The organism is Reyranella humidisoli (assembly GCF_019039055.1).
Taxonomy (GTDB): Bacteria; Pseudomonadota; Alphaproteobacteria; order Reyranellales; family Reyranellaceae; genus Reyranella; species Reyranella humidisoli.
Genome location: NZ_JAHOPB010000002.1, coordinates 484543 through 505375, shown reverse-complemented (window position 1 = coordinate 505375; position 20833 = coordinate 484543). Strand labels below are relative to the sequence as shown.

At 66.1% G+C, this 20833-nt stretch carries 20 protein-coding genes; 16 read left to right on the top strand and 4 right to left on the bottom strand.

Features of this window, described 5'->3' with window-relative positions; translation table 11 throughout:
* Window positions 1-7 precede the first annotated feature (7 nt).
* On the bottom strand, window positions 8-1678 hold the full coding sequence (gene secD / locus KQ910_RS20830) for a protein translocase subunit SecD (protein WP_216964861.1): 1671 nt from the start codon (window positions 1676-1678) through the stop codon (window positions 8-10).
* A gap of 23 nt (window positions 1679-1701) precedes the next feature.
* Window positions 1702-2133, bottom strand: a complete 432-nt coding sequence (gene yajC / locus KQ910_RS20825; protein WP_216964859.1) for a preprotein translocase subunit YajC — start codon at window positions 2131-2133, stop codon at window positions 1702-1704.
* A 118-nt stretch (window positions 2134-2251) separates the two neighbouring features.
* On the opposite strand from yajC, the gene KQ910_RS20820 reads away from it, so the two are divergent.
* The 8 genes from KQ910_RS20820 (at window position 2252) to KQ910_RS20785 (ending at window position 9246) form a co-directional block, all read left to right on the top strand.
* The gene (locus KQ910_RS20820) at window positions 2252-3115 is read left to right on the top strand and encodes an ATP-binding protein (RefSeq protein ID WP_216964857.1); all 864 of its coding nucleotides are present in this window, start codon (window positions 2252-2254) and stop codon (window positions 3113-3115) included.
* Window positions 3112-3702 (top strand): pyridoxamine 5'-phosphate oxidase family protein, encoded by a 591-nt coding sequence (locus KQ910_RS20815; protein WP_216964855.1) that lies wholly within the window; start codon window positions 3112-3114, stop codon window positions 3700-3702. The genes KQ910_RS20820 and KQ910_RS20815 overlap by 4 nt, the downstream gene beginning before the upstream one ends.
* A gap of 113 nt (window positions 3703-3815) precedes the next feature.
* The gene (locus tag KQ910_RS20810) at window positions 3816-4868 is read left to right on the top strand and encodes an ABC transporter substrate-binding protein (protein ID WP_216964853.1); all 1053 of its coding nucleotides are present in this window, start codon (window positions 3816-3818) and stop codon (window positions 4866-4868) included.
* Window positions 4869-4883: 15 nt separating this feature from the next.
* Window positions 4884-5948, top strand: coding sequence for an ABC transporter ATP-binding protein (locus KQ910_RS20805; protein WP_369408409.1), 1065 nt, complete (start codon window positions 4884-4886; stop codon window positions 5946-5948).
* Window positions 5945-6796 carry an ABC transporter permease gene (locus tag KQ910_RS20800; protein WP_216964851.1) on the top strand — a complete coding sequence of 284 codons (852 nt, stop codon included), beginning with the start codon at window positions 5945-5947 and terminating at the stop codon, window positions 6794-6796. Before KQ910_RS20805 ends, KQ910_RS20800 begins: the two co-directional genes overlap by 4 nt.
* Window positions 6793-7593, top strand: coding sequence for an ABC transporter permease (locus KQ910_RS20795; RefSeq protein ID WP_216964850.1), 801 nt, complete (start codon window positions 6793-6795; stop codon window positions 7591-7593). The genes KQ910_RS20800 and KQ910_RS20795 overlap by 4 nt, the downstream gene beginning before the upstream one ends.
* A 10-nt stretch (window positions 7594-7603) precedes the next feature.
* Window positions 7604-8353 carry an aspartate/glutamate racemase family protein gene (locus KQ910_RS20790; RefSeq protein ID WP_216964848.1) on the top strand — a complete coding sequence of 250 codons (750 nt, stop codon included), beginning with the start codon at window positions 7604-7606 and terminating at the stop codon, window positions 8351-8353.
* Between the two features lie 5 nt (window positions 8354-8358).
* Window positions 8359-9246, top strand: a complete 888-nt coding sequence (locus KQ910_RS20785) for a polysaccharide deacetylase family protein (protein ID WP_216964845.1) — start codon at window positions 8359-8361, stop codon at window positions 9244-9246.
* A gap of 159 nt (window positions 9247-9405) precedes the next feature.
* Here KQ910_RS20785 and KQ910_RS20780 read toward each other — a convergent pair whose 3' ends face one another.
* Entirely contained in the window at window positions 9406-9879 is a 474-nt protein-coding gene (locus KQ910_RS20780) for a PaaI family thioesterase (protein ID WP_216964843.1), read from the bottom strand.
* A 156-nt stretch (window positions 9880-10035) separates the two neighbouring features.
* Here KQ910_RS20780 and KQ910_RS20775 point away from each other — a divergent pair, with 156 nt between their 5' ends.
* Genes KQ910_RS20775 through KQ910_RS20755 form a run of 5 tightly spaced genes read left to right on the top strand, consistent with a single transcriptional unit; the run spans window position 10036 to window position 15860 of the window.
* Window positions 10036-11073, top strand: a complete 1038-nt coding sequence (locus KQ910_RS20775) for a 2Fe-2S iron-sulfur cluster-binding protein (RefSeq protein ID WP_216964841.1) — start codon at window positions 10036-10038, stop codon at window positions 11071-11073.
* The gene (locus KQ910_RS20770) at window positions 11070-11888 is read left to right on the top strand and encodes an SDR family NAD(P)-dependent oxidoreductase (protein WP_216964839.1); all 819 of its coding nucleotides are present in this window, start codon (window positions 11070-11072) and stop codon (window positions 11886-11888) included. Before KQ910_RS20775 ends, KQ910_RS20770 begins: the two co-directional genes overlap by 4 nt.
* Window positions 11889-11902: 14 nt before the next feature.
* Entirely contained in the window at window positions 11903-12748 is an 846-nt protein-coding gene (locus KQ910_RS20765) for an alpha/beta fold hydrolase (protein ID WP_216964837.1), read from the top strand.
* The gene (locus tag KQ910_RS20760; protein WP_216964835.1) at window positions 12749-14284 is read left to right on the top strand and encodes a M81 family metallopeptidase; all 1536 of its coding nucleotides are present in this window, start codon (window positions 12749-12751) and stop codon (window positions 14282-14284) included. It begins immediately after the preceding gene.
* A 10-nt stretch (window positions 14285-14294) separates the two neighbouring features.
* The gene (locus KQ910_RS20755) at window positions 14295-15860 is read left to right on the top strand and encodes an ABC transporter substrate-binding protein (RefSeq protein WP_216964833.1); all 1566 of its coding nucleotides are present in this window, start codon (window positions 14295-14297) and stop codon (window positions 15858-15860) included.
* Between the two features lie 6 nt (window positions 15861-15866).
* Here KQ910_RS20755 and KQ910_RS20750 read toward each other — a convergent pair whose 3' ends face one another.
* The gene (locus KQ910_RS20750; RefSeq protein WP_216964831.1) at window positions 15867-16745 is read right to left on the bottom strand and encodes a pirin family protein; all 879 of its coding nucleotides are present in this window, start codon (window positions 16743-16745) and stop codon (window positions 15867-15869) included.
* 352 nt (window positions 16746-17097) lie between these two features.
* On the opposite strand from KQ910_RS20750, the gene KQ910_RS20745 reads away from it, so the two are divergent.
* From KQ910_RS20745 to KQ910_RS20735, 3 genes are all read left to right on the top strand, one after another.
* Complete coding sequence (locus tag KQ910_RS20745) at window positions 17098-18501, top strand: M23 family metallopeptidase (protein WP_216964830.1); 1404 nt, start codon at window positions 17098-17100, stop codon at window positions 18499-18501.
* A 128-nt stretch (window positions 18502-18629) separates the two neighbouring features.
* On the top strand, window positions 18630-19652 hold the full coding sequence (locus tag KQ910_RS20740; RefSeq protein ID WP_216964828.1) for an amino acid ABC transporter substrate-binding protein: 1023 nt from the start codon (window positions 18630-18632) through the stop codon (window positions 19650-19652).
* A 116-nt stretch (window positions 19653-19768) separates the two neighbouring features.
* Complete coding sequence (locus tag KQ910_RS20735) at window positions 19769-20782, top strand: amino acid ABC transporter substrate-binding protein (RefSeq protein ID WP_216964825.1); 1014 nt, start codon at window positions 19769-19771, stop codon at window positions 20780-20782.
* Window positions 20783-20833 lie beyond the last annotated feature (51 nt).

Here is a 20833-nt window from a genome sequence, read left to right as displayed (position 1 = left end):
CTGCGCCTCAGATCACGAGTTCTGTGGGGCGGCGCCAGCGTACCCAGACCGCGAGCAGCATGCGCGTGAAGATCGTCGAGCTGAACATCGAGGTGATGATGCCGAGCGTCAGCGTCGTCGCGAAGCCGCGGATCGGGCCCGAGCCAAAACCGAACAGAAGGACACCGGCGATGAGGGTCGTGAGGTTGGCGTCGATGATCGCCGACATGGCCTTCTCGTAGCCCGTGGCGAGAGAGCTGAACGGCGAGCGGCCCAGCGCCTTTTCCTCGCGTACACGTTCATAGATCAGCACGTTGGCGTCGACCGCGAGGCCGGCCGTCAGCACGAGACCCGCGATGCCCGGCAGGGTCAACGAGGCACCGAGGATCGACATGCCGGCGAACACCATCAGCAGGTTCACCAGCATCGCGAGATTGGCGAAACCGCCGAATACCGGCCCGTAGGCCACGAACATGAAGATCGCGACCAGGAGGGTGCCGACCAGCGCCGCCACCGTACCGGCCTGGATGGCATCCGCGCCAAGGTCGGCGCCGACGGTGCTTTCCTGGATGATCGTCAGCGTCGCCGGCAGCGCACCCGAGCGCAGCAGGAGCGACTGTTCCTGGGTCTGCTGGGTCGTGAAGCTGCCCGTGATGATGCCGCTGCCGCCGCAGATGGCGCTCTGCACGACAGGGGCGCTGATGATCTCGCCGTCGAGCTGGATTGCCAGCCGCTTGCCGATGTTGGCGCGCGTGGCGGCGCAGAAGGCGCGACCGCCGGCCGAGTTGAAGGTGAAGCTGATGATCGGCCGGCCGCCCTGCTGCTGCTCGAAGGTGGCCTTCGAATCGTCGAGGTCCTCGCCGCCCACGACCACGCGCTTCAGCACCGGCAGGCACTGCGGCTGGTAGCGCCGGCAGACCTGCTCGGGTGACAGGCGCGGATTGGCGGCCTGGATGTCTTCCCATGCCTTGGGATTAGTGCGCCGCAGTTCCTGCATGCCCTCGCGCGTCGGCACCAGGTACGTGGTGGGCGGCAAGGTCTGCGGGATGTTCTGGCCGGTGGCGGCCACGTCTTCGTTGACCAGATGGAAGGTCAGCTTGGCGGTCTGGTTGATCTTGCGCTTGAGGTCGGTCGTGTCCTTGATGCCCGGGACCTGCAGCAGGATGCGCTCGTCGCCCTGGCGCGTGATTGTGGGCTCGAGCGTGCCGGTCTCGTCGACGCGGCGGCGAAGGATTTCGATCGACTGGTCGATCACTTCCTTCTTTCGCCTCGCGAGTTCCTGGTCGGAATAGGCTACGCGGATCGTGTCGCCATTGCCGGAAATCGCCAGCGACGGATCGACAGCGCGGATCGCCTCCAGCGCCTTGGCGCGGTTGGCCTCGTCGCGCAGGCTGATGACCAGTGCGCGGCCGGGCTCGACCGTGACGTCCTTGATCTGGACCTGCTGCTTGCGCATTTCCGCGCGCACCGAGTCGGACAGGTTGGCCAGCCGCTCGTTCAGCACCGAGCGCAGATCGGCTTCCAGCAGGAAGTGGGCACCGCCCCGCAGGTCGAGGCCGAGATTGATGCGGCTGCTCGCGTACCAGTGCGGCATGTGATCAAGTACGCTCGACGGCAGCAGGTTGGGCAGCGCGAACAGCGCCGACAACAGCGTGATGCCGGCGATGACGATCGTCTGCCAGCGCGGAAGATTGAGCATGCCGACCTAGCCTCTCGGGCTCGTTACTTCTTGCCGCCGCCGAACAGGCTGCCCAGCAGGCTCTTGCGCTCCGGCGCGGGGGCCGGCGGCGGCAGCATGGGCTTGTCGTCTTCCTCGCTGCTGTCCTTCGGACCGCGCACCGATTCGCCGCGCGTCAGGATATCCGTGATGGTCTGCTTGATGATGCGAACCCGCACGCCTTCGGCGAGTTCCACCTGGACCTCGTTGTCGGAGATGACCTTGGTCACCAGACCGATGATGCCGCCGCCGGTGACGACGCGGTCGCCGCGCTTCACCCCGGCCAGCATTTCGCGCTGGGCGCGCACCTTGGCCTGCTGCGGGCGGATCAGCAGGAAGTAGAAGACGACGAAGATGAGGACCAGCGGGAAGAGCTGGACGAGGAAATCCCCGCCACCGCCACCTGCACCCTGCGCCCACGCCTGCGAAATGAACATCGTCTACTCCCGAATCTTCCGGCCGTCGAAAAAGCGCGCGGACTATAGCGGTCTTGCCCCGCTTTGCAATGCAAGCGGGGGACGATATGGTCGCCCCCCTTTTCAGCGGCCGGCGACGATGGATCAAGACCTTAAAGCCACTATTTCACGCATTGCGGCAGCGCTCGACCGTCTGGCGCCCCCCACCCCTCCCGGCACGGACATCAACGGGGCCGAAGCCTATGTCTGGCACGCGACCGGCCATCGCCTAGAGGCGGTGCCCAAGGTCAACCGCGTGAACCTCGATCTCCTGGTCGGCATCGACCGCCAGAAGGAGACGCTGGTCGAGAACACCCGGCGCTTCGCCAAGGGCCTGCCGGCCAACAACGCCCTGCTCTGGGGCTCCCGCGGCGCCGGCAAGAGCTCGATCGTCAAGGCGGTCCACGCCCATGTGAACCGCGAGATGGGCGGCCCGCCGGGTCCCCTGGCGCTGGTCGAGATCCATCGCGAGGACATCCCGTCCCTCCCCGCACTCCTGACCATGATCCGCGATTCCAGCCGTCGCTTCATCGTGTTCTGCGACGACCTCTCGTTCGACGGGCAGGACGCCGCCTACAAGTCGCTGAAGGCCGTGCTCGACGGCGGCATCGAGGGCCGGCCGGAGAACGTCGTTTTCTACGCCACCTCGAACCGGCGCCACCTGATGCCGCGCGACATGATCGAGAACGAGCGCTCGACGGCCATCAACCCGTCGGAAGCCGTCGAGGAGAAGGTCTCGCTGTCGGACCGCTTCGGTCTGTGGCTGGGCTTCCACAATGCCGATCAGGATACGTTCTTCTCGATGATCGAGGGCTATTGCGAGTTCTACGGCCTCGACGTGCCGAAGGACGAACTGCGCAAGCAGGCGGTCGAATGGTCGATCACGCGCGGCTCGCGTTCGGGCCGCGTCGCCTGGCAGTTCATCCAGGAGATCGCCGGCCGGCTCGGCAAGAAGCTGGGATGAGCGATCCCGAAGACGTGATGTTCTCGCCCGCGGTAAAGGCGGAGCAGACGCGTCTCGGATCGCGCGCCCAGTTCGAGGGCCGGACATGGAACACGGAGATCACCGACGATCTCCGCCAATTCCTCGGCGTCATCGACACGTTCTTCCTCGCGACGGCCAGCGCCGACGGCCGACCTTATATTCAGCACCGCGGCGGACCTCCCGGCTTCCTGAAGCCGATCGGCACCCGCACGCTGGCCTTCGCCGACTTCGCGGGCAACCACCAGTACATCACGCTTGGCCATCTCCGCGAAAACGACCGCGCCCATATCTTTATCCTGCACTTCGCGACGCAGCAGCGGCTGAAGCTCTGGGGCCGCGCCCGCATCGTCGAGGGCGATCTGGAACTGATGGAGCGGCTGGTCGACCCGGCCTACAAGGCACGGCCGCAGCGCGCGATCGCGTTCACGATCGAGGCCTGGGACATCAATTGCCGCCAGCACATCGTGCCGCGCTACAGCGAGGCTGAAATCGCACCGGCGGTCGACCGGCTCGCCCAGCGCATCAAGGAACTGGAAGAAGAAGTGACGCGGCTGAAGGGCCGGTAACGAATAAGCCGTCGTCTCTCCACTCCGCCTCGCTGCTCGAGGCTCCGGCCGAGACGACGGGCCCTTGTAGGCACGGTCCTTGCTTCCCCTGTCACGATCAGGGGGAACTGCATATGAACAAGTCAAAGGCCGCCATCCTCAATCGCCGCACCGTCCTTGCGGCCGCCGGCGCCGCCACGGCGGCCCTGGCCGCGCCGCGTATCCTGCGCGCTCAGGGCAAGGAGCTCGTGGTCGGCGGGGCCGCCAGCCACAAGAACTTCGTCGAGACCATCATCGCCCCGGTCGTCGAGAAGAAATTCTCCTGCAAGGTGGTGTTCGAGGGGTCCCGCTCGCTCGTCAATCTCGAGAAGATGCAGAAGAACAAGGACAAGCAGTACCTGTCGGTCGTCATGATGGACGATCCGGTCATGATCCCGGCGGTCGCCGAGGGCCTGCTCGATCCGCTGACGGCCGCCAAGGTCCCGAATCTCGCCGCGCTGAAGCCGGGCACGATCCATATGGACGGCATGTGGTGCAACTACCTCCAGCCCTGGCTGGGCATCGCCTACAACCCCAAGGTCATGAAGGTGGCGCCCACCTCTTGGGCCGACGTCTACGATCCCAAGTACAAGGGCCGCGTCATCCTGCCGTCGCTGCAGAACACCGAAGGCCTCGCCAACCTGTTCATGGCGGCTTTCCTCGCCACCGGAAAGCCGATGGCCGAGGCACAGAAGGACATCGACGCCGGCTTCAAGAAGCTGGTCACCATCAAGCCCAATCTGCTCACGGCTTACACGCAGATGCCGCAGGCCTACAATCTGCTGGAGCAGGGCGAAGGCTTCATGATCTCGAGCGCGATCTCGCAGGTGGCGCTGGAGCGCAAGGCCGCCGGGGCGCCGGTCGAGATTGCCGTGCCGAAGGAAGGCATCTTCGCCATGCCGTCGGGCGTCGCTCTGGTGAAGGGCGGGCCGCAGCCGGAACTGGCCGCGGGCTACATCAACGAGATGATCGGGCCGGAGATCCAGGCCAAGCTCTCGGCCGCCACCTATTCGCTCCCGACCAACAAGGACACGCCGGTACCGGCCGGCGCGCCGACCAACGCGACCATCTTCGGCATCGACTGGAAGTTCGTCGCCGACAACCGCGCCGACTGGGTGAAGCGCTGGGACCGCGACATGGCGATGTAGTCGGGAGGCCGCATCGTGACCTCCGACTCGTTCCTCGACGTCGCCGGTGCCGAGAAGTCCTTCGGCGGCGTCACCGTTCTGGGCGGCGTCGACCTTCAGGTCGCCGCCGGCGAGTTCATATCGCTGCTCGGCCCCTCGGGATGCGGCAAGACCACTTTGTTGCGCATCGTGGCCGGCCTGCTGGCCGCCGACCGCGGCGCCATCCGGCTGGATGGCGAGGAGATCGGCGCCCGGCCGCCGCATCGGCGCGACGTCGGTGTCGTCTTCCAGAATTACGCGCTCTTCCCTCACCTGACGGTCGCCGAGAACATCGCCTTCGGCCTGAAGGCGCGAAAGCATCCCGCTGGCGAGATCGGCCCGACGGTGCGGCGCTTTCTGTCGCTCGTCCACCTGACCGACTTCGCCGACCGCTCGGTGCGGGCCCTGTCGGGCGGCCAACAACAACGCGTGGCGGTCGCCCGGGCGCTCGCCGTACAGCCGAAGCTGCTGCTGCTCGACGAGCCCTTTTCCGCGCTCGACCGCAAGCTGCGCGAGAACATGCAGATCGAGCTGCGCCGCCTGCTGCGCGAACTGGGCATCACCGCCGTCTTCGTCACCCACGACCAGGACGAAGCGCTCACCATGTCCGACCGCATCGCGGTGATGAACAAGGGCGCGATCGAGCAACTGGCAGAGCCGGCCACGATCTACCGCTCGCCCGCCACCGCCTTCGTGCTCGAATTCGTCGGCCTCTCCTCGCGTCTCTCCGGCACGGTCGTCGGCCAGGACTACGACCACGTCATCGTCGACACCGCGTACGGCCCGCTGCGCGCGCCGGGCAGCTTCGTGGCCGGCGCGTCCGTCGTGCTCGCCGTGCGTCCTGAGCGTATCAAAGTGAATGCGCCGGGCGATTATGCGATGGTCGCGCGCCTGCGCGATGCCGTGTTCCAGGGATCGAAGGTCCAGCTCCATTTCGAGGCGAAGGACGGCGACCATCTGGTGGTCGAAACGGCCGATCTGTCCGACGGCCTGCCCGCGCCCGGCACCGAGATGCGGCTGGGCTGGGCCGTTGCCGACACGCTGATCTACCCGGCGCCATGACGACCAAAGGCGCGCCCTCGCCGTGGCGGGATCCCGTCGCCCTCCTCGCGGCGCCGGCGGTCCTCTATCTGCTGGTCGTCTACGCCTTCCCCCTGCTCTGGCTCTTCATGAAGAGCCTGACGGGGCCTGGCGGGCTGACGATCCAGCCCTACGTCGCCTTCCTCAGCGACCCCTTCAACTGGCGCGTCATCGGCAACACGCTGCGGGTCGCTGCCTGGGTCACCGTCGTCTGCTTCGTGATCGGCTATCCCGCCGCCTTCGCGCTGGCCCGTGCCGGCGCGGTGCTGCAGATCGTGATGCTGGTCTCGATCATCCTGCCGCTCTCGGTCGGCGCCGTGGTCAAGGCCTTCGCCTGGCAGATCGTGCTGCGCCGCGACGGCATCGTCTCGCAGACCCTGGTGGGGCTGGGCCTCTGGGACGAGCCGCAGCGGCTGCTCTTCACCGAGACCGGCCTGGTGCTGGGCGCGGCCAACATCTTCCTGCCCTTCATGATCCTGCCGATTTACTCCGTGGTGAAACTGATCGACCCGCGCCTCAGCGAGGCCGGCGCGACGCTGGGCGCGACGCCGCTCTACCGCTTCGCCCACGTCACCCTGCCGCTCACGCTGCCGGGGATCGTCTCCGGCGTCGCCTTCGTCTTCTCGATGAGCGTGTCGATGTTCGTCATCCCCTCGCTGCTGATCGGCGACCGGTTCCAGACCCTGTCGACGCTCACCGGTCGCTCGTTCCTGCTGATGCGTAACGAGCAGCTCGGCTCGACCACCGCCGTCATCCTGCTGGTGCTGGCCGTCTCCATCGTCGTGGGCTCGACCTGGCTGGCGCGCCGGATCGGAGGCAGCACCACATGACCACCCTCGAGCGCGTCTCGCAGTATGTCGTCTGGTTCATCGCGGGCTTCACCGTCGTCTTCCTGATGACGCCGCTCGTCGTCACCATCGCCGTCTCGTTCGGCTCGTCGACGGTCTTTACCTTGCCGCCGCCGGACTGGTCGCTACGCTGGTACGAGCGTCTTGCCGGCATGCGCGGACTCGTACCGGCTCTCCTCGTCTCGCTGCAGATCGCAGCCGTCTCTACGGCGGTCGCCATGGTCCTGGGCACCTTGTGCGCCATCGCGCTGGTGCGCGGTCGCTTTCCCGGTCGCGAGACGATCTCCACCTTTCTCGTCTCGCCGCTGATGCTGCCCGGTCTGGTGATCGGCATCGCCATGCTGCAGGGCTTCAAGGCGATGGGGCTACGCGACGTCTATGCCAGCCTGCTGGTCGCCCACGTCGTCATCACCCTGCCCTACATCGTGCGCACCGTCGTCGGCGCGCTTTCCCTGTTCGACTTCTCGCTGATCGATGCCGCGCGCACCCTGGGTTGCTCCTACCCGGCGGCGCTCACGCGGGTGCTGGTACCGTCACTCGCACCGGCCTTCCTGACCTCCGGCATGTTCGCGTTCCTGGCCTCCATGGACAATTATCCGATCTCGATGTTCTTCACCGATGCCTGGACCAAGACGCTGCCCATCCAGATGCTGCAATATGTCGAGGAACGGCCCGACCCGACCATCGCGGCGATTTCCGCCGGGCTGGTGCTACTCGCCATCGTGGCGCTCGTGATCGGCGACCGTCTCGTGGGCTTGCGCAAGCTCGCCGACTTCTAGGAACGGCCAAATGAAAATCCTCGTCGCCAATCCCAATACGTCCACCGGCTTGACCGACCGGCTCGTGACCGCGGGCAAGCTCGTCGCCAGCGCCGGCACTGAATTGCTGCCCATGACCGCGCCGCGCGGCGTGCCCTACATCGCCACCCGCGCCGAAGCAGCGATCGGCAGCGCCATGATGCTGGAGATGCTGGCCGAGCGGCGCGGCACCTTCGATGCCGCCATCGTCGCGGCCTTCGGCGATCCTGGTCTCGGCGGCGCGCGCGAGCTGTTCGATTTCCCTGTGGTCGGCATGGCGGAAGCCGCGATGCTGGTCGCCTGCACGCTCGGCCGCAAGTTCGCGATCGTGAGCTTTGCCAAAGCACTGGAACCCTGGTTTGCCGAGATCGTGGAGTGGCATGGATTGTCGGGCCGCTGCGCCGCCATCCGCACCCCCGACGAGGGATTCCGCTCGATCGACGACGTGCAACACGAGAAGGAGCAGGTGCTGATCGATCTCGCACTCGGCACGGTGAAGAATGACGGGGCGGACGTCGTCATCCTGGCCGGCGCGCCGCTGGCGGGACTCGCCAACACGATCCGCGACCGCGTGCCGGTGCCGCTGGTCGACGGAATCCAGGCGGCGGTGACGATGGCCGAGGGTCTGGTGCGCCTCAATCCCCGCAAGGCCACTCAAGGGACCTACCGTCGTCCCGCGCCCAAGGATTCGAAGGGCCTCGCCGGCCCGCTGGCCGACGTGATCGCCCACAGGGACTCGTAACGACGATGCGCGACCTCAAGGGCTACGGCCGCACGCCGCCCAACCCGCAATGGCCAAACGGCGCGCGGGTCGCCGTCTCCTTCGTGATCAACTTCGAGGAAGGGGCGGAGATGTCGTTGTCGGCGGGCGACGCCCACAACGAGAAGGTCTATGAGGTCACCGACGAAGTCGTGGGCGTGCCCGACCGGTGCATGGAATCGCACTTCGAGTACGGCACCAAGGCCGCGTGGTGGCGCATTGCCGATGCGCTGGAGCGGCTGGGCGTGCCGGCAACGGTCAGCACCTGCGGCCTGGCCGCCGAACTGTCGCCCTGGCTGATCCAGGATGCGGTGGCGCGCGGCCACGAAATCTCCTGCCACGGCTGGCGTTGGGAAAAGCATGCCCACATGGAGGAGGTGAAGGAGCGCGAGATCATCGCCCGCACGGTCAAGGCGCTGACCGAGATCGCCGGCACGCGGCCTGTCGGCTGGCACACCCGCTCGACACCCTCGCCCAACACGCGCCGGCTGCTCGTCGAGGAAGGCGGCTTCCTCTACGACAGTGACGACTATTCGGACGACCTGCCCTTTCATGTCGAGGTCGCGGGCAAGCGCCACCTGGTGCTGCCCTACAGCTTCGACACCAACGACATGCACTATCACCAGGGCTTCCATCGCTTCGTATCGGCGCGCGACTTCGCCGACTATACGAACGACGCCTTCGACACGCTGTGGGCGGAGGGCGAGAAGTCACCGAAGATGATGTCGATCGGCCTGCACCTGCGCATGATCGGCCGCCCCGGCCGCATCGCCGCCCTCGACCGCATCGTCTCGCACATGAAGCAGAAAGGCGGCGCCTGGTTCGCCACCCGCCGCCAGATCGCAGAGCACTGGCAGGCGCGGTTCAGCGGGTAGCTACACAGCAAACCTCATCCTGAGGAGGCTGCGCAGCAGCCGTCTCGAAGGATGGGCCACCCGCACCAAGCCCGTTGCCTATCCTTCGAGACGTCGCGCTTCGCGCGCCTCCTCAGGATGAGGTGGTGCGAGTAGGGAGCGAGTTAGGACAGAAAGCCTCTAAGCCTTCACCTTCGGCCGCACGATCTTGATCGTCGAGGTCGAATGGACGATCAGGCGGCCCTTCTCGTCCTTGAGGTCGCCGTCGAGGAAGCCGACCGTCCCGCCCCAGCGCATCACGCGGCCCTCGGCATAGACGATCCCCGGTCCCATCGCCTCGAAGAAGCTGATCTTGAGTTCCAGCGTCGGCACGGCGACGCCGAGCTTGCCCTTGACGATGGCGGCATTGGCCATGGCCGTGTCGACCATTCCCGTCAGGAAGCCGCCCTGGCAGATGCGTCCCTGGGAGTGACAGAAGGCCGGCACGACCTCGAAGCGGAAGCGCGCATAGCCGCGCGTCGAGTCGATATCGAGCAACTCGCCGTTCAGCGTCTTCAACGCCTCGGGCGGATTGGCGCGCAGGATCTCCAGGATTTCCGAATCGTGGACGAAATCCTTGGGGACATGATGGAAGTCGGGATGGGCAGAACTCATGGCGGGCGGACTATACCGAACGCGCCGGCGCCCGCACCTTCCGGAACAGGCCGATCCGGGTGTGCGTTTCGGCCTTCGAAAGAACCAGCGGCGGCCGCGGCTTGCGTGCGGTACAACGCCTGCCCCACCACGGCTCGAACGAATTCGCGTCAGGAAATGAGCTTCAAGGTCCGCATCGCCTCCGCCGCCCGCACGATCGACGTGCCGTCTGGCACCACCATCCTGGATGCCGCGCTCGATGCCGGCATCTCCTATCCGTTCGGCTGCCAGTCCGGCAACTGCGGCGCCTGCAAATCGCATCTCGTGAAGGGCGAGGTGACGATGACGGGTTATTCCGAGTTCGCGCTTTCCGACGAGGAAAAGGCGCGTGGCATGATCCTCGCCTGTCGCGCCGTGCCGGGCAGCGAGAGCGAAGTCGCCTGGCTGCAGGAGGACGACCTGATCGTCCATCCGCGCCGCCTCCTCGCCTGCAAGGTCGTCTCCCTCAACGACGCCACGCACGACATCAAGCGCATCCGCCTCGAGATCGTCTCGGGCGGTCCCTTCGACTTCTCGGCCGGCCAGTTCGCGTCGGTGACCTTCGAAGGCTGCCCGCCACGCGACTATTCCATGGCCAACGTGCCGGGCGATCCGGTGCTCGAATTCCATGTCCGGCGCACGGCTGGCGGCGCCACAAGTGCCCATGTCGCGGAAAAGCTGACGGTCGGCGACAGCGTGCGTGTAGAGGGACCGTTCGGCGCCTCCTATCTCCGCGAATCCCACCGCGGCCCGATCATCGCCGTCGCCGGCGGCTCGGGCATGGCGCCGATCAAGTCGGTGATCGAGCGCGCCCTGCAGAAGGAATTGCCGCAGCACATCTATTTCTATTTTGGCGTCCGCAGCGAACGCGATCTCTACCTGCATGATCACTTCGCGGCGCTCGCGGCGAAGCACAAGACGCTTCACTTCGTGCCGGTCCTGAGCGAAGGCGGCGATTCGACCCTGCGGCACGGCCTGGTCCACGAAGCCGTCGCGCAGGATTTCGACGAGGTCGATGGCTGCAAGGCCTATCTCGCCGGTCCGCCGGTCATGGTCGAGGCCGCGACGCTGATGCTGGAGCAGCGAGGGATGCGCCGCGCCGATATCCATGCCGACGCCTTCTACACGGCGGCGGAAATGGCAACCGCCGGCAAGAAGACAGGGGCGGACCAGTGAGCGATCTCCTGCGGGGAAGGGTCGCCATCGTCACCGGGGCCGGCCGCGGCATCGGCCGTGCCATCGCGGAGTCGCTGGTGGCTGAAGGGGCGCAGGTCATCGTGGCCGACAACGGTACCTCGATCTCGGGCGACGGCAGCGACCCGGAAGTGGCGCGCGCGGCTGCGCGTGAACTGAACGACAAGGCGGGCGGCAAGAGCGCCCTGGCCTTCACCGAAAGCGTTGCCTCGCCCGGCGTGGCCCGGCAGCTCGTCGACCTGGCGGTGAAGACGTTCGGCGGCATCGACATCGTCGTGAACAACGCCGCCATCCTGCGCGACTCGCCCGTCTTCAGTGCCGATCCCGCCGATTGGGATGCGGTGATCCGCACCAATCTCTCCGCCGCCTTCTACCTGACCAGCGCCGCCTCGGGCGTCATGCGCAACCGGGGCAAGGCGGGCCGCATCGTCAACATCGTCTCGTCGGCGGGCCTTTCCGGCGCTCTCGGCCAGGCTGCGTATGCCAGCGCCAAGGCTGGCTTGCTCGGCCTGACGCGCGTCGCGGCGATGGACCTCGCCGACGCGCAGATCACCGCTAACGCCGTGTTGCCGTTCGCAGGCATCCAGCCCGCAGACGTCGCGAGCCTGGTGACTGCGCTCTGCTTACCCGCAGGCGAACCCATCACCGGCCAGTTGCTGGGTGTACGCGACCAGGAGGTCTTCCTGTTCGGCCAACCGCAGCCGGTCGCACGCCTCGAAGCGGGCGCACCGGACGCGCTCGCGGGCGACATCGCCCGCAAGCTCGACCGCCAGCTCACCGACCCTTTCGTCTTGTGAAGGAAAGGCACCCCATGAGTTCCTACGCCGCGCCGCCCCGCACCGTCGGTCGACTGAAGCGCCCGTTCGGCGATCTTCATTACGAGGTGTCGGGCAGCGGGCCGGCATTGCTCTTCGCCCATGGGCTGGGGGGCAATCACCTGAGCTGGTGGCAGCAGGTGGCGCACTTCGCACCCAATTACACCTGCGTCGCCTTCGCCCATCGCGGCTTCGCACCGTCCGGTCCGGTGCCTTCGGGTGTCGATCCCGCCGACTATGCCGGCGACCTCGCCGCCCTGATCGATCATCTCGGGTTTCCCGACGTCCGACTCGTCGCACAGTCGATGGGCGGCTGGACGATGCTGGAATATGCGCTCGCGCATCAGGATCGCGTGAAAGCGCTGGTGTTGAGCTCGACGTCGGGCACCATCGACCGGCGCGGCGCCGATCCGTCGGGCGGCAGCGCCTACGATGCCTGGCTCGCGAAAGCCGAGGCGACGATCGCCGACGGCATGGCGCGCGGCATCCATCCGGCGATTGGCGAACAAGCGGCCAGGCGCTTCCCCGACCTGCATCTCCTCTATCGCAGCATCGACGAGATGGCGGGCACGCTCGACAAGGAGAAGCTGCGCGCCGGCCTGCGCCGCACCGCGAAGCGCACCCTGGGCGAGTTCAAGACGTTTCGCGTGCCGACCCTGCTGATCGCAGGCGGCGAGGACATCGTCTTTCCGCCCTTCCTGGCAAGCGCCATCGCGGCAAGCCTGCCCTGCGGCGAAGCCGAGACCATTTCCGATGCCGGCCACTCGCCCTACTTCGAGCAGGCCGCTAGATTCAATGCGCTGGTCGACGCGTTCCTCGCGCGACAGCGCCAGGAGGTTTAGTTGTCCCAGGACAATCCGCGTATCGCCGTTCTCGGCTTCGCCATCGAGTGCAACCGGTTCTCGCCGGTGACGACGGCGGAGGATTTCGAGCACGACGTCGACATCCGCGGCAATCGCATCGTGAGCGAGGCCCGCTCCGGCAAGTCGATCACCATGCCCGACCTGCCCGGCTTCTTTGACGAGATGGACCGCACTGGCAACTGGACGCCGGTGCCGCTGCGCGTGTCGCTGGCGCAACCCGGCGGACCGGTGGAGGAGCAGTTCTTCAAGGCCTATCTCGCCGAGATCGAGGCCGGCCTGAAATCTGTCCTGCCGGTCGACGCGATCTTCGTCTCCTGCCATGGCGCCGCGCTGGCGCAGGGCACCGACGATCCCGACGGCGACCTGTTCGAGATCCTGCGCTGCGCCGCCGGTCCCGACGTGCCCATCGTGTCGGTGTTCGACCTGCACGCCAACGTCTCGCGTCGGATGATCGACAATCTCAGCGTCTTCGTCGGCTATCTCGAGAACCCGCATGTCGACATCTACGAGCGCGGCGTCGAGGCGGCCAAGCATATGCGCGAACTGCTGGCCGGCACGCGCACGGCGATCGAGATGGTGAAGCTGCCGCTGGTGCCGCCGCAGATCGCGCTGCTGACCGCCAAGGGCCCGTATGCCGACCTGATCAACTACGGCCAGACCAAGGTCGGCGGCGACATCCTGAACGTTTCGGTGATGGCGGGCTTCGCCTACAGCGACAGTCCCAAGAACGGTCTCACCGCCGTCGTCACCGCGCGCAACGGCAACCGCAAGGCCGCCGCCGATCTCGCCCTCGACATCGCCCAGCGGGCCTGGGGCATGCGGGAACGCTTCAAGCGCGAGATGACGACCCTGGCCGACGCGGTACAGCTCGCCGGTTCGGCCGGACGCGACAAGCGGCGCAAGCCCATCGTTCTGGCCGACGTGGCCGACAATCCCGGCGGCGGCGGTCGCGGCAACACGACCTACCTGCTGCGCGCGCTGAAGGGCGCCAAGGTTCAGGGCGTCATCTTCGGGGTCTTCAACGATGCAGCCCTCGCCGCCAAGGCGCACGAGTTGGGCGAGGGTGCGATCTTCAACGCGTCGTTCAATACGCAGGAGCACCAGGAATTCTCCCTGCCATTCGACTGCGAAGCCAAGGTCGTGAAGCTGTCGGACGGTCAGTATGTCGGCCGCCGCGGGGTTCTCCGGAACGTCTCCGCCGACATGGGTCCCTCGGCCCTGCTCGATCTCGGCGGCATTCTCGTCGTGGTCATCAGCATCCGCTGCCAGTGCATGGACCCGCGCCAGTTCGAGATGTTCGGCCTCGACATCGCGCAGGCACGAACGGTGGTTGTGAAGAGCCGCGGCCATTTCCGCGGCGGCTTCGACGAGTTCTTCAAGCCGGAGCAGATCTACGAAGTCGATTGCCCCGGGCTGACCTCGCCGGTGCTGGCCAACTTCACCTGGACCAAACTGCCGAGACCCGTATACCCGCTCGACGAAGAAACAACCTGGAATCCGCCCCCTATCGGCTGAGGAGATCGCCATGCTGTGTCGTGCTTTGTTTGCCGCCATCGCCCTTGTCGCGGCGGCGCCGGCCTCCGCGCAACCGAGCAAGACCCTGAAGGCGGTCATGCACTCGGATCTCAAGATCATCGATCCGATCTGGACCACCGCCTACATCGTGCGCAATCACGGCTACCTGATCTACGACACCCTTTTCGCCTTCGACGCCAAGCTCGAGCCGCGCCCGCAGATGGTCGAGAGCTGGACCGTCAGCGACGACCAGCTCACCTGGACCTTCAAGTTGCGCGACGGCCTGAAATGGCATGATGGCCAGCCCGTCACGACGGCGGACGTGCTGCCCTCGATCAAGCGCTTCACCGACAAGGACACGCTGGGCGGCCTGCTGGGAAAACAGACGCAGGAGATGAAGGCGATCGACGACCGGACCTTCCAGATCGTTCTGAAGCAACCCTACGGAATGATGCTGAAGACGCTTGCGAAGCCGTCGTCCGTTCCGCTCTTCATCATGCCCAGGCGCGTTGCCGAGACGCCCCTCACCCAGCAGCTGTCCGACACGACCGGCTCGGGCCCGTTCATCTTCAAGAAGGACGAGTGGAAGCCCGGCGAGAAGGTGGTCTATGTCCGCAACCCCGACTACAAGCCGCGCGCGGAGCCGCCGTCGGGCCTGGCCGGTGGCAAGGTGGCCAAGGTCGACCGGGTCGAATGGGTCTCCATCCCCGACACCCAGACCGCGATCAATGCCCTGCAGCAGGGCGAGATCGACATGATCGAGCAGCCCTCGCACGACCTGCTGCCGGTCATCGAGAAGGACAGGAACGTCGAGATAATCATCCCCGACCAGCTCGGGTCGACGTACATCCTGCGCTTCAACTGGAAGCAACCGCCGTTCAACGACGTGCGCTACCGGCGCGCCGCCATGATCGCGCTCAACCAGAAGGACTTCCTGCAGGCCGTCATCGGCGATCCGCGCTACTACAAGGTCTGCAAGGCGATGTTCAGCTGCGGCGGGCCGCTCGAGAACGCGGCCGGCACGGACGGCATCCTGGAATCCCGCTTCGAGGAATCGAAGAAGATGTTGAAGGACGCCGGCTACGACGGCACGCCGATCGTGCTGCTTCAGTCGACCGACCTTGCCGTCCTGACCAACCTCGCCCCGGTGGCCAAGACTCTGCTGGAGCGCGGCGGCTTCAAGGTCGACATGCAGTCGATGGATTGGCAGACGCTGGTCGCCCGCCGCGCCAAGAAGGATCCGGTCGCGCAGGGAGGCTGGAACATCGCCATGACGGCGGCCGCCGCGGTGCTGCTGATCGACCCGGTCAACAACCACTATGCCGAGGCGAGCGGCGACCGCGCCCAGTTCGGTTGGCCGCTCGACGAGGAGATCGAGAGACTGCGCCTGGCCTTCGTCGGCGAAGGCGATCCGAAGAAGCAGATGCAGATCGCCGAGCAGGTCCAGAAGCGGATACTCGACCAGGGCGTCACCGTCCCGCTCGGCCAGTTCCTCCAGCCGATGGCGCGGCGCAAGGGCGTGACGGGCAACATCGAATCGCCCATCACCGTGTTCTGGAACGTCGAGAAGAAGTAGCCGGTTCTACCGGTCGGGCAGCGGGATGAATTCCGGATCCCCTGCCACCATGGCGAAGCGCTTCTCGCGCCAGTCTTCCTTGGCCTTCTCGATCCGCTGCTTGCTGGAGGAGACGAAGTTCCACCAGATGTGGCGCGGACCGTCGATGGGGGCGCCGCCCAGCAGCATGGCCTTGGCGCCATCGGGACCCGCCAGCGCCTCGACCGTCTGGCCGGGCGCCAGCACCGCGAGATCCCCGACACCGAGCTGGCTCTCGCCCACGACGATCATGCCCTCGGCGACGTAGATCGCACGCTCCTCGTGGTCGGGCGTAACGGCCAGGGCGGCACCGGCCGCCATCTCCACACCGACGTAGAAGATCGGCGAGAAGTGGCTGGTGGGCGCGGTACGGCCGGCATAGGTGCCCACGATCAGGCGCAGGTCGGCGCCGCCCTCGCTCCAGGCCGGCAGGCGCGCCTTTTCGACGTGCTCGAAGGCCGGGGCAGTTTCCTCATGGGTCTTCGGAAGCGCCACCCAGGTCTGGACGCCGTGCATCCGGAAGCCGGTGGCGCGCATCTCCGGTTCCGTCCGCTCGCTGTGTACGATGCCGCTGCCGGCAGTCATCCAGTTGACGTCACCTGGCCGGATCGCCTGTGAATAGCCGAGGCTGTCGCGATGGTAGATGCCGCCGTCGAAGAGATAAGTGACCGTCGCCAGACCGATATGCGGATGTGGCCGGACCTCCATGCCGCCGCCCGGCGGCACGTCCATCGGCCCGAAATGGTCGAGGAAGATGAAGGGACCGACAGTGCGGCGCTTGACGCTGGGCAACACGCGGCGAACCGCGAAGCCGCCTCCCAGGTCGTGAGCCCGTCCCTGGACCAGTAGCTCGATTGGATCGACCATGCTGTTCTCCCTCTGCGCCACGCGTCCCGGTTAATTCGTAAAGATCGGGCCGGTCAATCTCGCGCCGGCTCTTCGCAAATGCAGCAATCTTGAAAGGTTGCCCACTGTGACCTTTCACGGAAGAAAACCCTCCCGGGATGAAAATCCTATAATTTTCAACATGTTAGGCGGTTTACACGGGTGTTGCATTTTTGCAACTTTTTGTTGGACTTGTGGATACTCCGTGGCCACAGTGGCCCTCAAGCGGGGCACGCGGGGGGCATCGACCGGGGGAGGTCGTTGGATCGCTAGTCGCCTCAATCGTCAATTTGTAGCGTTCAATGAACGGAGAGGCCGACTGATGACGTCCAACATGACGCGTCCCAAACGCGCCCATTGCTGGCGAACCGTCCGCACCCTCGTGGCAGCGACCTTTGCAATCTCGTCGATCTTCGGCGCCGCCGGCGCCATGGCCCAGGTCAAGGCCCCGCCCAAGAACCAGCTCAAGAAATCGGCGCCCAGGGCTGCCGCTCCCTCGTCCGTTCCCAGCGAAGACGTACAGGCTTTTTCGATCGCGGCCGACAGCAACGTCGTCCAGCAGCTCATCATCTTGCGTGTCGATCCCACCGACGCCCAGGCGGCCGCCGATGCCGTCAGCAAGGCGCTGAGCCAGCCAGAGGTGAAAGCCGCCAGCTCGGGCCGCGCCGTGCTCGCCCCGCAGGGCGCAGGTCAGCCCAAGCGCCTGGTTTCGCTGCAGCTCTATTCCAACAAGTCCCTGGCGGTCGATCTCGCCCGCAGTGCAGACGGTTCGTTCGGCTTCAAGCTCGCGCCCGGCGCGACCGAGGACGACGACGAACGCTTTTCCAGCCTGCCGGGCTCGGCCCCCACGTCGGGCGTCGGCGCCCGCTCCGTGGTCGCCGATTCGGTGAAGACCATGAAGACGAGCAGCGCCACGCTGGCGTCCAGTCTCGCCCCGACCGGCGCCAATCCGGCCGCTCTCAAGGAACTGACCCAGGCGCTGGCCGGCTTCTCGACCGCCGCCGCGAAGATCGACGTCGTCCAGGGCCGTACCGTGGACGGCACCCCGCGCGTCCTCGTCGCCAGCCTGGGTGACGGTACCGCCAAGCAGTCCTTCTGGTGGTTCGCTCCCTCCAACCAGCCAGAAGGCTGGTTCGACGACCAGGGCCGCCGCCTCGGCGGCACGGCGCTCGCCAACCCGCGCCCGGAAGCCCGCATGTCCTCGCCGTTCGGAACGCGCCACTACTACGGCCGCAAGAGCAGCAATGCCTTCCACAACGGCATCGATTTCGAGGGCAAGACCGGCGAGCCGATCTATGCCGCGGCCGACGGCGTCATCAATCACCAGGGCTGGTATTTCAACTACGGCCGGACGGTGAAGATCGGGCACGCCGACAATTTCGAGACGCTCTACGCCCACATGTCGCGTTTCGCCGACGGCTTCGGTCCCGGCTCGCGCGTCCGCAAGGGCGACCTGATCGGCTATGTCGGATCGACCGGCCGCTCGACCGGCGCCCATCTGCACTTCTCCGTGATCGTGAACGGCCAATTCGTCGATCCCGCACCCTACATCTCGGAAAAGGGCGGCAACCACGCTCTCGCGGGCGAGCAGCTCGTCTCCTATCGCCAGTGGCAGCAGGAGATCAAGCGCGCGGCCGACCGCGGCCGGAGCAGCAGCGACAACCGTTATCCCGGCCTGCAGGGCGCCGAGCCGTGGTCGTCCAACCCCTTCTCTTCCCGCTCCGCCGACCGCCTCTGAGGCGCCATGGTCCGGCGCGCGGCGCCGTTGCGCGCGCCCAGTTGTTCGCCTAGGAATTGCGTCATCGATCCTGAACGGTTGCAGACAGCAGCCGACGGGACGTCAGAGGCAACCACGAGGGAAGTCAAATGTTCAAGAAAGTCATGGCCGGCGTTTTCGCCGCCGGTCTGGTCGGCGCCGCCGGTACGGCGTATGCCGGCAAGGATCTCGATGCCATCAAGGCGCGCGGCCAGCTCCTCTGCGGCGTCAGCACCGGCGTCGCGGGCTTCGCGTCGGCCGACAGCCAGGGCAAGTGGACGGGCATCGACGTCGATGTCTGCCGCGCCGTCGCCGCCGCCATCTTCGGCGATGCCGACAAGGTTAAGTTCATCCCGACCACCGCCCAGCAGCGCTTCACCGCGCTCCAGTCGGGCGAGGTCGACCTGCTGGTCCGCACCACGACCTACACGCTGACCCGCGACACCGCGCTGGGCTTCGATTTCACCGGCATCAACTATTACGATGGCCAGGGCTTCATGGTGAACAAGAAGCTCGGCGTGAAGAGCGCCAAGGAGCTGAACGGCGCCACTGTCTGCGTGCAGCCGGGCACCACCACCGAGCTCAACCTCGCCGACTACTTCCGTGCCAACAAGATGACCTTCAAGCCGGTTGTCATCGAGAAGATCGAGGAAGTCCGCGCCGCGTTCTTCGCCGGCCGTTGCGACGTGTTCACGACAGACGCCTCGGGCCTCTACGCCACGCGCGTCGCGAACGCCCCGACGCCGGACGACTACATCATCCTGCCGGAAATCATCTCGAAGGAGCCGCTGGGACCGGTCGTGCGCCATGGCGACAACCAGTTCGCCGACATCGTGCGCTGGGCGTTCTTCGCCATGCTCGAGGCCGAGGAATACGGCATCACCTCGAAGAACGTCGACGAGATGCTGAAGAGCGACAATCCCGCGATCAAGCGCATCCTCGGCGTGACGCCGGGCATGGGCAAGGCGCTCGGGGTCGACGAGAAGTGGGTCTACAACATCATCAAGCAGGTCGGGAACTACGGTGAGGTCTTCGACCGCACCGTCGGCGCCGGCTCGCCGCTCAAGATCGCCCGCGGCCAGAACGCGCTGTGGACGCAGGGCGGCCTGCAATACGCTCCGCCGATCCGCTAGCGATCGGTACACTACGACGCCAACCGCCGCCCGCAAGGGCGGCGGTTTTTTCTTTGGCCGTTGCAAACATGCCCGGGATGCGGAAATCTGCGACCGGGGAAGTGTCGGGGGACACAATGCTCAAAGTTACATTATCGATGATCGCCGGCGTTTCGGCCTTCGTGGCGACGGCGGCGATGGCCGGCCCCGTCCTCGATGCCGTCAAGGCACGTGGTCAACTCAACTGCGGCGTACACCCCGGAATTGTCGGCTTCATGCATGCCGACAGTCAGGGCGCCTGGCGCGGGCTTTCGATCGACATGTGCCGCGCGACAGCCGCCGCGCTGTTCGGTGACGCGAGCAAGGTCAAGTATATCCCTCTCGATGCCGCAAAGCGCTTTCCGGCACTCGATGCCGGCGAGGTCGACCTGCTCGCTTCGAATTCAACCATGACGCTCGGCCGGGATGCTGGCGCCGATTTTGCCGGCATCTACTACTATGACGGCCAGGGCTTCATGGTCCCCCGCAAACTGGGCAAACGTGTCGTGAGCGATCTCAACGGAGCCACGATCTGCATCCAGTCGGGCACCACGACCGAGGCCAACGTCGCCGATTTCTTCCGCCTGAACAAAATGACCTTCAAGCCGGTCCTGATGGAGAGTGTCGACGAGCTGCGCACGGCCTTCTTTGCCGGCCGTTGCGATGTCCTGACGGCGGACCTGTCGAACCTCTATGCCACCCGCGCCGCCTATGCGCCCAATCCCAGCGACTACTCGATCCTGCCACGCGGCATCACCAAGGAACCGCTGGGCCTCGCGGTCCGCCACGGCGACCACCAGTTCGCGGACATCGTGCGCTGGTCTCTCTACGCGATGATCGAGGCCGAGGAATACGGCATCACCTCCCGAAACGTGGATGAAGCGCTGAAAATCGAGAACCCGACCTTGAAACGCATTCTCGGGGTAACGCCGGGCATGGGCAAGGCGCTCGGCGTCGACGAGAAGTGGGCCTACAACATCATCAAGCAGGTCGGGAACTACGGCGAGAGCTTCGATCGGAATCTCGGCCCCAACACGGTGCTCAAGATTCCGCGTGGCCTCAACGGCCCATGGCGCGACGGCGGCATGTTGTACGCCCCACCGATCCGGTGACATCGGCCGTTTTGGCCTGCGGCTTGCATGCCTCCCAAACAAGGCGGCATT